This window comes from Microbacterium deminutum (assembly GCF_039530205.1).
Classification (GTDB): domain Bacteria; phylum Actinomycetota; class Actinomycetes; order Actinomycetales; family Microbacteriaceae; genus Microbacterium; species Microbacterium deminutum.
Genome location: NZ_BAAAOG010000017.1, coordinates 1 through 14368, shown reverse-complemented (window position 1 = coordinate 14368; position 14368 = coordinate 1). Strand labels below are relative to the sequence as shown.

The window sequence follows — 14368 nt, the reverse complement described above, 5'->3', positions numbered from 1 at the left end:
GGAAGGATGTCCACTCAACCTCAGACGCAGTTCATCCGCACTACATCTTCCTGTCGATGCTCATCATCCGCAACGTGGGAACGACGACATGCGGCAATCGACGCCGCGTCCGTCGCATCCGCGACCGATGACGGGTCCCTGAGGGGGCGCTGTTCTCAGGTCATCCCCGCGCAGAGTTGTCGCCCCAAGAGGGTCTCGGTCTGCAGTTGCGTGTTGGCCGCTGGCGTAGCCCGCCCGGGGGGTCAAAGGTTGCGGGTTGAGACGCGAGAGGATCGGGCTGTGAACATGAGCTATTTTCTGCGTGTGCGGTGGCTTTCCGAAGACCCGGACGACCCCGTCGTGCTGTGGTCGCACGTCGTCGATGGATGGGAGATACGGAAGGTCGACGAGTTCGCGGATGGGCATTTGGTGTGGGCTGACGGCGGCCACGAATCAGGGAGCACGAGACTGGGATCGGCTCCAGTGCCCTCGCCAGAGGAAATCGCCGATGATCCGCAGTTCGCGGTTGACATCATCGACGAGCCCGACTTCGAGTTCGTTTGGCGGAAGACTCGCGCTGATGCCTGAGAGCTGTGGCGACGATCGCGGGTGACTCGCGTTCGGATAGGGTCCCTCAGCGTGCGGCTCGATGGTCGACCTGCCAGCATGGGTGTCGTGGGGGGATTCGAGGGACTCGATCGCGACGCCGTCTCGTTCTACGCTGAGCTCCGCGCCGACAATACGAAGACATGGTGGACGACCAACAAAGTTCGCTATGACACGGCCGTTCGCGGACCGTTCGAGGCGCTCGGTGCGGAACTCGAGCCCGAGTTCGGCGCGGTGAAGATCTTCCGCCCGTATCGCGACGTCCGCTTCAGCGCCGACAAGACGCCCTACAAGCTGCACATCGGAATGGTCTCGCAGGCCACCGTGGCGCACTATCTGCAGCTAAGCGAGAGGGTCTGATGTTGGGAGGCGGGGTGTACGACGTGCCGTCCGCGGCGCTGGCCCGCTTCCGCGAAGCCGTCGACGATCCGCGCAGCGCCGAGGACCTGGACGCGCTGCTTGCGGAGCTGCGCAGCAAAGGCTTTGAGCTCCTCCGCGACGACGCCCTCAAGACGGCGCCTCGCGGCTACCGCGCCGACCACCCGCGCCTCCAGCTGCTGCAGCTCAAACGACTCGCGGTAGGCAGGCGAGAGCCTCCGGCCAGCTGGATGTGGACGCCAGACGCGTACGACGTCATCGCTGACGACTGGCGCACTGTCTCGACCTGGTGCGACTGGCTGACCGAGACGGTCGGCGCCGACCTGCTCGACGCGAACCAGCCGTCGAAGCGGGGACGCAGCGACCGGATGTGACAGCCTCTTCTCGCTCGCGCCCTCGTGGCGGGCTGACCGCGACTCAGCGGTCGGGTGTCCACGCCGTCAGGGATGACAGGCGCATGCCGCCCGCGATGAGCCGAGGGATCCGTCCGCGCACCGTCGGAAGGGAGGGGGGACTCGCTGAATGCTCGCGCGGCGGCTTGTCCCTTCGGTTACCCGGGGTGCGTCTGGCTTCATGCGCTCGTTGTCCTCCCGCGTTCGGCCGACTTTCGCCGCTGGCGCTCCGCCTCCGCAACTGCTGCCTCGGCGGGACTGGGTGCCGAGCCGCCGAGATGGGCTGGCTGCCACCACTGACCCTCCCCGGATCTGGGGTAGTTTGCCTGTGCTTCGTCCAGGAGTGCCTGCAGCTCCGAACGGAGCACAGCTGTCTTTGCTGCGGGTTTCTCGGACGTACTCACTTCCATCGGGATGCCTATCGCGACGTGGATCGGGGCTTTGAAGGCCTCGCGGAGCCGGGCGCGATGATTCTTGGTTCGCAGGAACTGCCCACCCCAGACCACGACGGGGATCAGGGGTACGCCCGCAGCAGCAGCCATGCGCGCCGCGCCCGTCTTCAGCTCGCGCACGGTGAACGAGGCGCTCACGCCCGCTTCAGGGAAAACTCCGACGAGTTCCCCTTCCTGCAGCGCCCGAACCGCGTGGGTGTAGGCGTCGCCACCGGCCCCCATCTCCACTGGGATGTGCCGCATCTGCCGCAGAAGCCAGCCGACCACGGGTTTGTCGGCGGCCCGTCTGGTCACCAGAAACCGGATCCGGCGTCGGGTTCGCAACCAGGTGACCCACTCGACTAAGGCGAAATCCATGTAGCCGAAGTGTGTGATCGCCAACACGGCCGGACCCGATGCGGGGATCGATTCCACGCCCGAGATTGTGGGCCGCAGGTGGAGGATCCCGCCGAAGAAGAGTCGCCCGACACCGATCGCCAAGGAGTAGATCGGCTCAGAGCGTCGCTTCGGACTGGTCACTTCAAGCATCCCCCGAGTATTTCGCGTCCGCCCACGAACGAACAGAGTCGCTTGCGCTCCCGTCAATCGTCCTGATGGGTCGGGCGCTTCGCATCCTCCGGCGCGCTGTGCGAAACCCGACGAGCGAAGCGAGCACTTCGTCACTGTGCCCGAACGGGCCGAGTTGATGTTCCGCTTTCGATTTCACGATGCCGGCATCGACCAAAGCGGTGAGGGTCGCTACGCGAGCACTTCGGCGTTCGCGATCGTCCGGGGAGTGAGAAGCCCCGATGCGCCGAGGATCTCGACACCGAGCAGTAGGCCTTCGTCATCGAAGTCCAGGACGATCGTGCCCTGGGGCCGCTCGATGACCACGTTCTCGACTGATTGGCCCGCGCCGATCGCGGGGCGACCGGAACGTAGGCGGCGTCGACGGAATGATCGATGGTGAGTCTGCGCTCGGTCATGCGATTCAACGTACCGAATTGCGCAAGTGCGCACGCGGAGCGGTCCCTGGTGGGCAGCGCTCAGTAGCCGTCGCGCCGCCGGGTATCACGGCGCGCGCAGCGTGCTCCTCCTTCGCGGCAGAGTTCCACGCGGACAACACGAGATCACCATGACCGCCACGACGGACGACATCCTTATTCCGGTCCAGACGCCGCTGGCGCCGGGCGCGGACGTCAGCAGCGCCGTCTTCGACGTCTCAGACGCTCGCACCGTCGAGCTGCTGTTCTCGATCACCTCACCGCTGGCTGACGTGCATTGGCGCGTGCACTTCGGACCGACACCGAACAACGGCTACGCCACAGCCCGACAAGGTGACTTCGGCCGGTTCAACACGATCGCGATTTCTGTGCCGGTGTTCGGAACGGGCGTGCTCGTTGCGATCCACAACAACGGCAGCCACGCCACCGCTGTCGACGGCAACATCCGGGTGATCCACGAGTTCGGGGAGGCGTAAATTGTGTGCGCGATGAGGCGCCGTGAAACGTTGAGATCGACTTGCGTTCTCGCTGTCGCTTTGCTCCTTGTGGCGTGCACCGGAGCCAAGCCGAAACCGGATCCCGTGATCGTTCCGGCCCCTCAGGTGCAACTCTGGGTCGGAATGATCAAGTACACCCTGGACGCGAAGCCCGAGGATTCAGGGCCTGCGTTGGGGAGTGGCGTCACAAGTGAGGGCACACAACGTGCGGACTGGGTGTTCGCGGTTCAACCCATGGCAGGCGTGAAGAACCCGACGAAGGTGACCGCGGATGTGACTGCGACGTTCGACAGCGATGTTCTCTACAGATATCCACCGGACCGGTCCAGTTGCCGGCAGCGGACAGAGCACGTCAAGGGCGGGAAATGGGTCATCACGTCGGGCCTCGGTGTCCTCACGTCCGACGGCTCACGTCCGCGCGCCCTGACCATGGTCGCCACACCCGCAGGGTTGTATTCGCAGAACCCGAAGATGACCGGGACCGAAAGTGACCCGTGTGCCGGCCTCGCGCCGTATTCGTGGGATGGAGAGACCGACATGCCCTCGCTCTTTTTTGATGTCCTCGTACCTCCGGGTGAGTCTTACATCGCAGGAACGTCGAACTACATTCCGGAGTCACAGCCTGTCGATGGTCTCCGACGATACGTTCGTACGAACGACTTGCAGTGGGACACCATCGGCGGTGACTTCCACGGGTTCGAGTACGTGCTGCAGGCATCGCCGTGCTCGTCGCCGCTGCCCACGGTCAACAATCGCAAATCGATGGCCGCCGCTCTGAGTTCTTCGGTGAACAGTGTTGTGAACTCATCACCAAGGCTGCAGCGAGCCATCAACGACCTTAAAGGCAAGTACAATCCGACATACCTAACCGGGGCGTGGCCAGCGGGCCCCAACAGCAATGGTTACACAAGTCGAGAGAGCTCGGGTATCCGGGTCGCGCTGGCTTGGAGCAAGCTGTCCAATCGGTTCGACGCGGCGCAAGTCTTCGCGCATGAGCTCGCGCATGTCTCCCAGATCCTCAACCGCGGATTCTCCCCGGCGGAAGCAGCGGCGGTCATGACGAGTGCTCAATACGCGAACTTCCGGTGGGCTGCGGAGATTGAGGCGTTCGAGTTCCAAGCCAATGTTCTCGCAGAAATTGATGAGAGGGCCCCTTGGCTCAGGGGGTGCGTCGAGCAGATCTACAACAAGGACCCTATTCTTCGCCCGGAAACCACCGGCGATGAGCTCAAGGCCGACATCTCCGAGAGGTACGGAGGGGATCAGTACCGGGATGAGTGGGAACGGGACCACGGTACGAAGGTCTCGAAGGAAACGGCCGACAAGATCTCCGAATACCTCAAGACGCACTAACCGCCGACCCTCACACCACCTGGGAGATCACGAGCAGTGCGTCGTGCAGCGCGGCGACAGCAACTCACGACGCATCTTCCACATGGGCCCGCCCCTCAAACCGGGCATGCCGATGCCGACAGCTCTCTCACCCCGACGGACGGTGATCTCGTCGGGCAGGGGTCCGAAGTGCGCTTGGCAATACCCTCGGTAAGGCGGTCAACGGGCTGCTCAAGGCGCTCTGATCTCGTCCTCGACGACCTTCAGGGCCTCTCCAGCGAGCTTGAGGACTTCGACGCGGCGACGGGATCCGACCGGAAAGATCACTCCGATCCACACCGATGCGATGATCCCGGCTAGGACGAGTAGTTGCTGGATCACGAACGACCAGAACGGGTCCTCCTACGCGCGCGGATTGACGTCGACCGTGATGCAATCATCGGTCGGCATCCGGTCGCGACAACTTTGCGGGCCGTGCCAGTCAATGATCTCCGAAGTGACAACAAGTTCACGATCGGGTTCGCCCTAATCGTGCTGAGGGGCGCCCTCGCCGAGCGGTGAGCGAATAGCCCGCCCGCAATGATTCACGCAAGGGCTCCGCTAACCGAACGCACCCCAGCACGCGATTGAAGACCTGCGTGAGCACTCCATCCACACCGCGGGTGGTGGCCAGTGATGAACTGCCACTCGAGCGTCTCGCCACGGGCCGACGCCCGTGACCTCACGATTGTGAAATCCATAATCGTGCAGTCACACCGCGTTCGATCGTCCTAGGCAAGTCCCAGTTGCTCGCAGTTGGTCGCAGTTGATTGGCCAGAAACCGGCCCAAGACCAGCCCAAATGCGGCGTGTCGGTTAGCAATCGCTAACCGGGCAACAAAAAAACCCGATTTTACCTGGAGTTTATCTGTAGCAGGAGCGGGGCTTGAACCCGCGACCTCACGATTATGAGTTGAAACCGGTGCGCTGGATGGCGCCAGTTGGTGCTGGTTGGCCTCATGATTTCGCGGGTACAGTGCTCGTCGGTCGCAGTTGGTGTTAGTTCGTCGGAATGGCCCAACCGGCCCAAAACCGGCCCATAATCCAGCGGCAACTGTGCCCGAATCTTGATCGCTTCAGGGGGCGGCGTAGGTCACGCTGAGGGCGTCGCGGCGTCGTTGGCCGATGCTGTTTCCCATTGGTCTTTAGTGACCGCGTATTCGACGGCGCCGAGTTCGCTGCCGTCGCGGTCGTCGTCGTCTTCGTAGAAGGTTCGGATGTACTGAAGGCCGGCTGAGGACATGGTTGCCCGGGATCGCTTGTTCACTGTCATGGTGAGGGCGAATACGCGTTGCATGTTGAGGTCCTGGAAAGCGTGGCGCACGATCTCCCGTGCACCGTCAGTGGCCAGCCCCTTCCCCCAGTGCCGTCGCAGCAACCGGTAACCCAGCTCCGCCTGACCCGGGAGGAGGGTTTCCTCTCCCCAGCCGGCGGGCTGCAACAGCCACCAGCCGACGAACTCGTCGTCGACGAAGCCGACCCAGAACCCGAGCCCCGCCACGGGCTGTGCGGTCGCCATCCGGAGTCCGTGGGCCTTTTCGACCTGAGCGGAAGTATCGCCCAGGCCGGCGAGCACCTCTTGGCCGGCGTCCGAGAGGTGGTCTATCGGCGCTCCATCCCATTGGCCACCAGGAACCTCTTCATCGTCCAGTCGCGCGGTGGCGATCGCTCAGGAGTCCTCGGGGCGGCGATTCTCGTGATCCAGCAGGTGCTGTCCGCGGCGGGCGTGGAAAAGTTCGTCGCGCATTCCGGCTGAAGCGGAGCATTCCTCTTCAACACCATCCCCCGGCCGGCCGCCGACAAGGGGCTTGAGACCGAACCGAGATTGCGTTCGCGAACCGCCTAACAACCTCATTCATGCGACGCAGCACGTTGGCAGGCTCGCTCCGAGGATCAGGTTTCTCCGGCGAATCGCGCTCGCGAGATGCTCTGCGCTCCCAGGGCGAGCAAGCGACCGGACCGAGAAGAGCAACGGCCGTTGCAGAGGTGGGACACCGTGTTCTGCGCGCCGAGCTGACCGGCTCTCCTGTATTGACACAGGACGCGTCGATGAGATACTGATTAGTATGCAAAGTCCGTTGAGTATTTGAGGTCGTATGCCGGACGCCTGCGTCGATCGGCGCGTTTGACTGCGCGGACCTGCGACGAGTTGGCATGCCGAGCGGCGAGATAGCGCGATGATGGCGCTGATCGCTGACGGCAGGGTCCGACTAGATGGAGGGAAAAGCCAATGATGCCTTCGACTGAGAGCAGTATTGCGCCGACGGCACTCCCCGCGGAATTAGTCCGTGACCTGGTCGCCATTGTCGGCGAGGACGCGGTCGTCGTCGATCGTGCTGGACTCGAGGAATACCGCGACGCTTACTGGATCCCCGGTGATGACTCGTATGCCGCGTCGGCGATCGTGCAGCCCGCTACGACGGAACAGGTCCAGGATGTCGTTCGGCTCGTGAATCGGTACGGGGTTCCCATCTGGCCGCTGAGCCAAGGACGCAATCTGGGTCACGGGGGTCCCTCGCCGCGTGTACGCGGGTCGATCCAGCTTGGACTCCAGCGGATGAACACCATCCTGGAGATCGACGAGGAACTCGCGTACGCCGTGGTCGAGCCGGGAGTCACGTGGCAAGACCTCCATGAGGCGGTGCACAACGCAGGGTATCGATTGCTGACACCCGTTCCCGACCTCGGCTGGGGATCCATCGTCGGCAACGCAATGGACAGTGGGCATACGTATCAGCACTATGGGGCGGACTACATGATGCCCACCGGACTCGAGGTCGTGCTGCCCGATGGCGAGCTCCTGCGGACTGGGCAGGGGGCGATTCCCGACAGCAAGACGTGGCATCTCTACAAGCGCAGCCTCGGCCCATCCCTGGACCCGCTCTTTATTCAGTCGAATCTCGGGATCGTGACGCGAATGGGGGTCTGGTTGAAACGCCTTCCGGATGCGTATGCGCCGTTGACTCTGATCATCGATGACGACTCCGACCTCGAGGCGGCCATCGACACCATTCGCGAACTCCGCCTCGCGGGTCACCTGGAGGGCATTCCCGCTGTCTACTCGACCTTGCGCGCGGCTCAGATGCTCCGTGACGATCCTGTGCCCGCGCGGCCCGAACCTTTCACGGCAGATGAACTGCGCGAGATCGCCGGAGAGCGAAAGCTCGGCGCATGGGCAGTACGGGCGTACGTCTGGGGAGATTCCGAACTGGTCGAGCTCCGTCTGAGACGGATTGTGGAGGCGTGGCACAGGATTCCGAGCGGTCATGTCGACCCCTTGCGCGTCTACGCGCCGGACGAGTACCCGGAATTGAGCTTCTCGGCTGGTCAGATCGGCATCGGCATCCCGACGCTTAGGGCGCTGGAGACCACTCCCCCGCACATCGCTCACCTCGACATCTCTCCGGTTGTACCGTTGCGGGGGGCGGACATCCGGACGGTGGTTGAGGAGCTGCGCCGGCAGTACGCGAGCGCCGGTCTCAACTTCGGGCTGGGCATCATGGTGACCGGAGAGCGCTCCGCGGTGCCGATCGCAGGCATTCGATACGACCGGACGGACGAGCAGTCGGTGCGCGCCGCTTTCAAGTTGGGAAAGCGGATGATCGAGGCGCTTGGCCAGCTCGGGTACGTGGATGGACGTCCACACCTCGAGTTCATGGATCTGGCGGCCGCGCAGCACTCGTTCAACGACCATGCCTATCGGCGGTTCGTCGAGAAGCTCAAAGACGCGGTCGACCCCAATGGGATCCTGTCCCCCGGCAGGCATGGGATCTGGCCACTTCGCTATCGCCACGAGCAGCCGCAGCCGGATGGCGGGTCGGTGCGCCCACGAGAGGCCAGCGGCTAACCTGAGATCATCGGCGGAGCGCGATTGACACATTGAGGTCAGTGGCAGAGGAGTGACATGGCCCGGCTGACTCGTGAGCAAAGTCAGGCGCTGACGCGAGAGCGTATCCTGCAGGCTGCGGGTGATGTGGTCGCTCGTGACGGCTACGACGGCGCTTCCGTCGAGAGGATCGCCGAGGCTGCCGGCTACTCGAAGGGCGCTTTCTACTCTAACTTCTCCTCGAAAGAGGATGTCCTCAATCATCTGCTCGAACGTCATGCCGGGCGCGACGTGATCGACCTCAGCGAGGCGCTGGAGGGTCTGTCCGAACCGGACGCGATCATCGAAGCGGTGGCCGCTTGGAGCGAATCCCGCGCTTCTGAGATGAAATGGGGGCTGCTCGCGATCGAGTCTCTTCGGCGCGCCAATCGCGACGGCACGCTCGGCGAACATCAGCGACAGCCCTTCATCACTCAGTGGCATGACATCGGGACACTCCTACTGACGAAGCTCTTCCCGGACGGAGCGCCCGAGATCGATCCGGTCGATCTCGGCGGCATCCTTCTCAATCTCACATACGGCGGGATCACCGTCTTCTTGGCCACCAGCAGCACGGCGCAGATGGTGCGCCAGATCCTCGTGGCGTTCGTCGACGCGTACCACCCCAGCCGCATGGCATAGATCCGCGCCAGCGGGTCGGACACGGGGCGATCGGGCCGCGATCCCGCTGTTAGCGTTGCGCCCCCTCCGAACACGGACCCTTGACGTGCCATCAATCTAGAGATACTGTATGGTATCTGAAGTCATTCAGGTATCCGAAAGATATTGCCACGGCGCGATGCCGATGGGAAATGTGCCCGACGCTGCCCTCCGTGACAGCAACAGGCGTGTCTGCAATGGAGGAGATGTGTCGATCGACAACGCGAGTCGCGATCGTCTCCCGGCTGACCGGTTCGACACCAGGAGCGCACGATGACGGGCCTCGTGATCGACTGTCACGGACACTTCACCACTGAGCCCCAGTCATTCCACGATCACCGCACCGCGCTCGTGGAGTTCGCGCTCGGTCGGGCTGAGGAACCAGCGCCGTACAGCGGCATCCCGGATGCCGAGCTGGCCGTCATCATCGCCGACAATCAACTCGCATTGCAGCAGGCTCGGGGAACCGAGGTGACGCTGCTTTCCCCGCGCGCGTCGGGTATGGGGCACCACGTTCCAGGACAGCAGACGGCCGACACCTGGGCCGAGCTTTCCAACGACGCCGTCGCCGGCATCTGCCGCCTTTTCCCCGAGAACTTCGTGGGCGTGTGTCAGCTGCCGCAGACGGTGGACGGCGACCTCGGGTCCGCCATCGCTGAACTCGAGCGGTGCGTCGATGTCGGTTTCGTCGCATGCAATGTGAACCCCGACCCATCGGGCGGGCACTGGTCTTCGCCACCGCTGACAGACGCGTGGTGGGAACCCCTGTGGAGCACACTCGAGCGGCTGGACGTACCAGCAATGATCCATGTGTCGGGGTCAACGCTCCCTGCGGTGCATACCACCGGTGCGTACTATCTTTCAGCCGACACGATCGTGTTCATGCAGCTGCTGCAAGGGGACCTCTTCTCTCGGCATCCCGCACTGCGGCTGATCATCCCCCATGGCGGCGGTGCCGTCCCATTCCACTGGGGTCGCTTCGAGGGGCTGGCCATTGCTCTCGGGAAGCCGCCTCTGAGCGAGCACCTGCTCCACAACGTGTACTTCGACACCTGCGTCTACCACCAGCCAGGCGTCGACCTGCTGCTCGAAGTGGTCGGACCGTCAAACGTCCTGTTCGGCTCTGAACTGCTCGGAGCAGTCAACGCGGACGACCCGGGGTCAGGGCATGCCTTCGACGACACCAAGCGATATGTCGATGCGCACGCGCTCACAGACGAGGATCGCGCCGCCGTGTTCGAGCTCAACGCCAGGGCCGTGTACCCGCGGCTGGACGCGTTGCTCTCCGGTCAAGGCCGATGACCGTTTCCCGACCGACTGAAGAGAGATCTCCTATGGCAGAGTCCAAGACCCTCCGTCTTGCCGGTGGGGCGCAGGGATTCAACTGGCTACCAGTGTTCGCCGCCGAAGAGCAGGGGCTGTTCGATCGCGCCGGTCTGAACGTCGAGTACCTGAGGCTCGGATCAGTGGACAAGGCGACCACGGCGGTGCTCAACGGCGAGGCCGACCTCGCGATCACGCCGCCCGAGGGTGCGATCGCCAGCTTCCTCTCCGGAGGACCCCTCCGCATCGTGGCGTCGAACTCCGAACGACTCCCGATGTCGCTCGTGGTCCGGCCCGGGCTCAGCGAACTCTCCGACCTCAAAGGCGGACGCATCGGAACATCATCGCTGACCGAGGGCACCTCGCTGTACACCAGGCCGCTGCTCGCCTCGGCAGGACTCACATACCCGGGGGACTACGAGTTCGTTCTCGCTGGCGTGCACACCACACGCTGGGAAGCGTTGAAGCGCGGTGAGATCGATGCGGCGCCCCAGCCGGCTCCGTGGAACTTCCTCGCTGCGCGCGAAGGATTCGGCCTGCTCGGTGAGATCGCGGATGTGATCCCCCAGATCATCTTCGCCGCGGTCATCGGCAGCGGACCCTGGCTCGCCGATAACAGAGACATCGTGCGGAGGCTCGTGAGGGCCCTCGCTCAAGCGCACTCCTTTGTGAACGACCCGGTCAACGACACGGTCACGCTGCCGATCTATCAGCGGATCACTACTCCGGACTCACCCGACCTCGCCGCCCGGGGGCTGCAATACACCCGCGACCTCGGCATGTGGCCCGCGGGCCTCCGCGTTTCCTCGCGAGCACTGGACACCACGATCGACATCATGGTTCAGGCCGGCCTGATGCAGCCCGAGCACCGCGTCGCTGCGCGGGACGCCGTCGAACCTTGGTTCACGCAGGACGCGTAGGGCCGCGCCATGGCTAGGGTGAACACGAATGTCGTGCGGACGGAACGGTCGCTTGCGGCGGCCTTCGCAGAGCTCGGCGTGGCCACAGTGCACGAAGCACAGGGGCGCTCGGGACTGCTGCACCACCGGTTGACCCCCCGCAACCCGGGTGCCGCGGTCTCGGGAACTGCACTCACATGCGAGGTGCCGCCCGGTGACAACTGGATGATCCACGTTGCGCTCGAGCAGGCGCAACCCGGCGACATCCTCGTCGTCAGTCCCACCTCACCCTGCGACGACGGGTACTTCGGCGATCTGCTGGCCACCTCCGCAACGGCTCGCGGCATCCAAGGGCTCATCATCGATGCAGGAGTGCGGGACATCCGCATTCTCCGGGCCATGAACTTCCCGGTGTGGAGCAAGACCATCAGCGCGCACGGCACCGTGAAGGAAACTGTCGCCGACGTGCAGGCGCCCCTGGTGTGCGCGGGTCAGCTCATCCACCCCGGCGACGTCATCGTCGCCGACGATGACGGTGTCTGCGTGGTCGGTCGAGCGAGCGCATCCACTGTTCTGGAAGCAGCCCAGGCTCGCGCCGACGCCGAAGAGCACAAGCGCAGGTTGTACGCAAGTGGACGGCTGAGCCTGGATGTCTCGCCCCACCTGAGAAGCGATCTTGAAAGGAAGGGACTCCACTATGTCTCCGCTTGATCTCCCGCACATCCCCCGTCGCGTCATCACCGGCGTCCGTAAGGGCAAGGCGGTCTTTCTCGATGATTCGGCGACTCCCAATGCGCACGTTTACGAGCACATCCCAGGCATGGTGAATTCCGTCGTCTATCGGACGGCTGCGCCGGCGGTCCTTCCCGCAATCGAAAATGAGACCGCCCCACCGCGCTCGCCACTCCTCCCGGACGAGGGCGGGACTTCGCTCGTGGTCGTGACTTTCCCGCCCGACTCCGTCTTCGGGACACCCGGACTCGACTTCGCCGCAGCCGACAAAGAGCAGTACGACTTCGCGCCCGACTTCGCGGAACGGTTCGACAAGAACGCACCGGGAAAGCACCAGACGGACAGCATCGACTACGACATCGTGCTCGACGGAGAGATCTGGCTCGAGCTCGACGACGAGACGAAGCATCTGCGTGCGGGCGACATCGTGATACAAGGAGCGGCCCGGCACGCGTGGCGGAACAAGGGTGACCGGCCAGCAACGATGTGCTTCGTGCTGATTCACGTATCCGCTGTCGACATCCAGTCTCCGACGAAGGATCCATCATGACGACCTCAGTCTCAACCACTCCGGCTCAGTCCCGATCAGCCACTTCATCGATGCGCGCGGCGCGCTTGCACGAAGTCGGCGCGCCGATGGTCATCGAGGAGGTGGATCGCCCTCGCGCTACAGGAACCGACGTGATCGTGCAGGTGAAGGCATGCGGGATGGTGCCGAACCTCGGCAATGTGCTGGCGAACTGGGAGACCTGGTATCCGCACGAGCCGTTGCCCCCCCGGCCTGCGATCTTCGGCTTGGATCCCGTGGGAATTGTGCACGAGGTCGGCGAGCAAGTGGTGGCAATCTCGCCCGGCGATCGGGTCTACGTCAATCCCACCCGGTCGTGCGGCGCGTGTCACCCCTGCACCTCCGGCCAGCCTCAGCTGTGCGACTACTGGACCTTCGCGGGGTACTTCGGCTTCAACCAGAACAGTCTGAAGATGTACGAGAAGTATCCGCACGGCGGCTTCTGCGAGTACATGAAGGCGCCACAAGCGGCCCTCGTCAGGCTTCCTGACAACCTCGACTTCCGCCAGGCAACCCGGCTCGGCTACCTCGGAACCGCTTATGCCGCGGTGAAGAAGCTGGGGTCGCTGGCGGGCAAGACGCTGATCATCGACGGCGCAACCGGGACTCTCGGAGTCGGCGTGACACTGACATCGCTCGCGCTGGGGGTGTCCCGCATCTTCGCCGTCGCTCGCGGGCTTCCACTGCTCGATCGCCTGCGCGAACTGGCGCCAGGTCGGATCGAGACCTTCTCCAACCTCGACGGCAGCGTCGCCGAATGGGTCAAATCCCGCACCGATGATGTAGGCGCGGACTTCATGATCGACACCCTCGGCGCCGTCGCATCACTCGACGCGTTCAAGGATGCGATGCACGGACTGGGGCGAGGTGGTCGGCTGGTGAACATCGGCGGGACGGCGGGCGAACTCGGCTTCGACGTCAAGTGGGGAATGGACAACGCCATCGACTTCACGGGCTCCGCGTGGTTCACCACCGCAGAGGGGATCGAGCTCGTCGACATGATCCGCCACGGCGCTTTGGATGTCTCGGTGCTTCAGCCGAAAGCTTGGCCGTTCGATCAGATCAACGAGGCGATCAACGGCGTCACCAGCGGCGATGGCGGCTTCACGAGCTATCTGGTCGACATATGAGAGTCAGGGAAACGAAACACATGAATGCGCACAACGAACCCACACGGAATCCGATGGCCGCATTGCGGCTGCTGGGGGGGTATTCGCTGGAGATGACGGGCAAGGATGTGCCCGGCCTCGAGGCGGCTCGGCATGCGATCCCGGCCGGCACCAGGGTCAACGTGACGTTCCTCGGCAATGAGGATCTCGAGATGCGGGTCGCGGCCGCGAAGGCTGTCAGAGACTTCGGCTTCGTGCCGGTGCCGCACATCTCGGCGCGGCGGCTGGCCTCGCAGGACCAGCTCGAGGAGTTCCTCGGCCGGCTGCAGGAGGTCGGCGCGACGGAGCGTGTGTTCGCGGTGGGCGGCGACCCGTCCGAGCCGGAGGGGCCGTACGCCGACGCGCTGTCTCTGATCCGGACGGGGCTGCTGCCGCGGTACGGCGTGCGCGAGGTGTCGATCGCCGGGTACCCCGAGGGGCATCCCGACATCAGGGCCGACGTGCTGTGGCGGCACCTGGCGGACAAGTCCGCGGCGCTGAAGGAGCAGCGGCTGG

16 protein-coding genes and 1 pseudogene are annotated in these 14368 nt (G+C 64.1%); 13 read left to right on the top strand and 4 right to left on the bottom strand.

What is annotated here, in order from left to right; translation table 11 throughout:
- Positions 1-285: 285 nt before the first annotated feature.
- The gene (locus ABD212_RS18875) at positions 286-567 is read left to right on the top strand and encodes a DUF6881 domain-containing protein (RefSeq protein ID WP_344097745.1); all 282 of its coding nucleotides are present in this window, start codon (positions 286-288) and stop codon (positions 565-567) included.
- A 78-nt stretch (positions 568-645) separates the two neighbouring features.
- Positions 646-1337, top strand: a pseudogene (locus ABD212_RS19070) (DUF2461 domain-containing protein).
- Positions 1338-1534: 197 nt separating this feature from the next.
- On the opposite strand, the gene ABD212_RS18860 reads toward ABD212_RS19070, so the two are convergent.
- Both ABD212_RS18860 and ABD212_RS18855 read right to left on the bottom strand, forming a co-directional pair.
- On the bottom strand, positions 1535-2335 hold the full coding sequence (locus ABD212_RS18860; RefSeq protein ID WP_344097738.1) for a lysophospholipid acyltransferase family protein: 801 nt from the start codon (positions 2333-2335) through the stop codon (positions 1535-1537).
- A gap of 210 nt (positions 2336-2545) precedes the next feature.
- Positions 2546-2680: a DUF2283 domain-containing protein gene (locus tag ABD212_RS18855; protein ID WP_344097735.1), complete on the bottom strand. Its 135-nt coding sequence runs from the start codon at positions 2678-2680 to the stop codon at positions 2546-2548.
- Between the two features lie 241 nt (positions 2681-2921).
- Here ABD212_RS18855 and ABD212_RS18850 point away from each other — a divergent pair, with 241 nt between their 5' ends.
- Together ABD212_RS18850 and ABD212_RS18845 are read left to right on the top strand one after the other, a co-directional pair.
- A complete protein-coding gene (locus tag ABD212_RS18850) occupies positions 2922-3266 on the top strand; it encodes a hypothetical protein (RefSeq protein ID WP_344097733.1) in 345 nt (114 codons plus the stop codon).
- Positions 3267-3410: 144 nt separating this feature from the next.
- Positions 3411-4640: a hypothetical protein gene (locus ABD212_RS18845; protein WP_344097730.1), complete on the top strand. Its 1230-nt coding sequence runs from the start codon at positions 3411-3413 to the stop codon at positions 4638-4640.
- 27 nt (positions 4641-4667) lie between these two features.
- Here the strand turns inward: ABD212_RS18845 and ABD212_RS19065 are convergent, their stop codons facing one another.
- Positions 4668-4787 (bottom strand): DUF4113 domain-containing protein, encoded by a 120-nt coding sequence (locus ABD212_RS19065; protein WP_425561301.1) that lies wholly within the window; start codon positions 4785-4787, stop codon positions 4668-4670.
- Between the two features lie 963 nt (positions 4788-5750).
- Positions 5751-6176, bottom strand: a complete 426-nt coding sequence (locus ABD212_RS18840) for a GNAT family N-acetyltransferase (protein WP_344097728.1) — start codon at positions 6174-6176, stop codon at positions 5751-5753.
- A gap of 9 nt (positions 6177-6185) precedes the next feature.
- Between ABD212_RS18840 and ABD212_RS18835 the strand changes: the two genes are divergently transcribed.
- From ABD212_RS18835 to ABD212_RS18795, 9 genes are all read left to right on the top strand, one after another.
- The gene (locus ABD212_RS18835; RefSeq protein ID WP_344097726.1) at positions 6186-6413 is read left to right on the top strand and encodes a hypothetical protein; all 228 of its coding nucleotides are present in this window, start codon (positions 6186-6188) and stop codon (positions 6411-6413) included.
- A 477-nt stretch (positions 6414-6890) separates the two neighbouring features.
- Positions 6891-8504 (top strand): FAD-binding oxidoreductase, encoded by a 1614-nt coding sequence (locus ABD212_RS18830; protein ID WP_344097724.1) that lies wholly within the window; start codon positions 6891-6893, stop codon positions 8502-8504.
- A 57-nt stretch (positions 8505-8561) separates the two neighbouring features.
- On the top strand, positions 8562-9164 hold the full coding sequence (locus ABD212_RS18825) for a TetR/AcrR family transcriptional regulator (RefSeq protein ID WP_344097722.1): 603 nt from the start codon (positions 8562-8564) through the stop codon (positions 9162-9164).
- A 291-nt stretch (positions 9165-9455) separates the two neighbouring features.
- Complete coding sequence (locus tag ABD212_RS18820) at positions 9456-10484, top strand: amidohydrolase family protein (RefSeq protein WP_344097717.1); 1029 nt, start codon at positions 9456-9458, stop codon at positions 10482-10484.
- A gap of 32 nt (positions 10485-10516) precedes the next feature.
- A complete protein-coding gene (locus tag ABD212_RS18815; protein ID WP_344097715.1) occupies positions 10517-11425 on the top strand; it encodes an ABC transporter substrate-binding protein in 909 nt (302 codons plus the stop codon).
- A 9-nt stretch (positions 11426-11434) separates the two neighbouring features.
- Entirely contained in the window at positions 11435-12115 is a 681-nt protein-coding gene (locus ABD212_RS18810; protein ID WP_344097713.1) for a 4-carboxy-4-hydroxy-2-oxoadipate aldolase/oxaloacetate decarboxylase, read from the top strand.
- The gene (locus tag ABD212_RS18805) at positions 12102-12686 is read left to right on the top strand and encodes a cupin domain-containing protein (protein WP_344097710.1); all 585 of its coding nucleotides are present in this window, start codon (positions 12102-12104) and stop codon (positions 12684-12686) included. The genes ABD212_RS18810 and ABD212_RS18805 overlap by 14 nt, the downstream gene beginning before the upstream one ends.
- Positions 12683-13834, top strand: a complete 1152-nt coding sequence (locus tag ABD212_RS18800; RefSeq protein WP_344097708.1) for an alcohol dehydrogenase catalytic domain-containing protein — start codon at positions 12683-12685, stop codon at positions 13832-13834. The genes ABD212_RS18805 and ABD212_RS18800 overlap by 4 nt, the downstream gene beginning before the upstream one ends.
- A 20-nt stretch (positions 13835-13854) precedes the next feature.
- On the top strand, positions 13855-14368 hold a 514-nt coding region (locus ABD212_RS18795), incomplete at its 3' end, for a methylenetetrahydrofolate reductase (protein ID WP_486341489.1).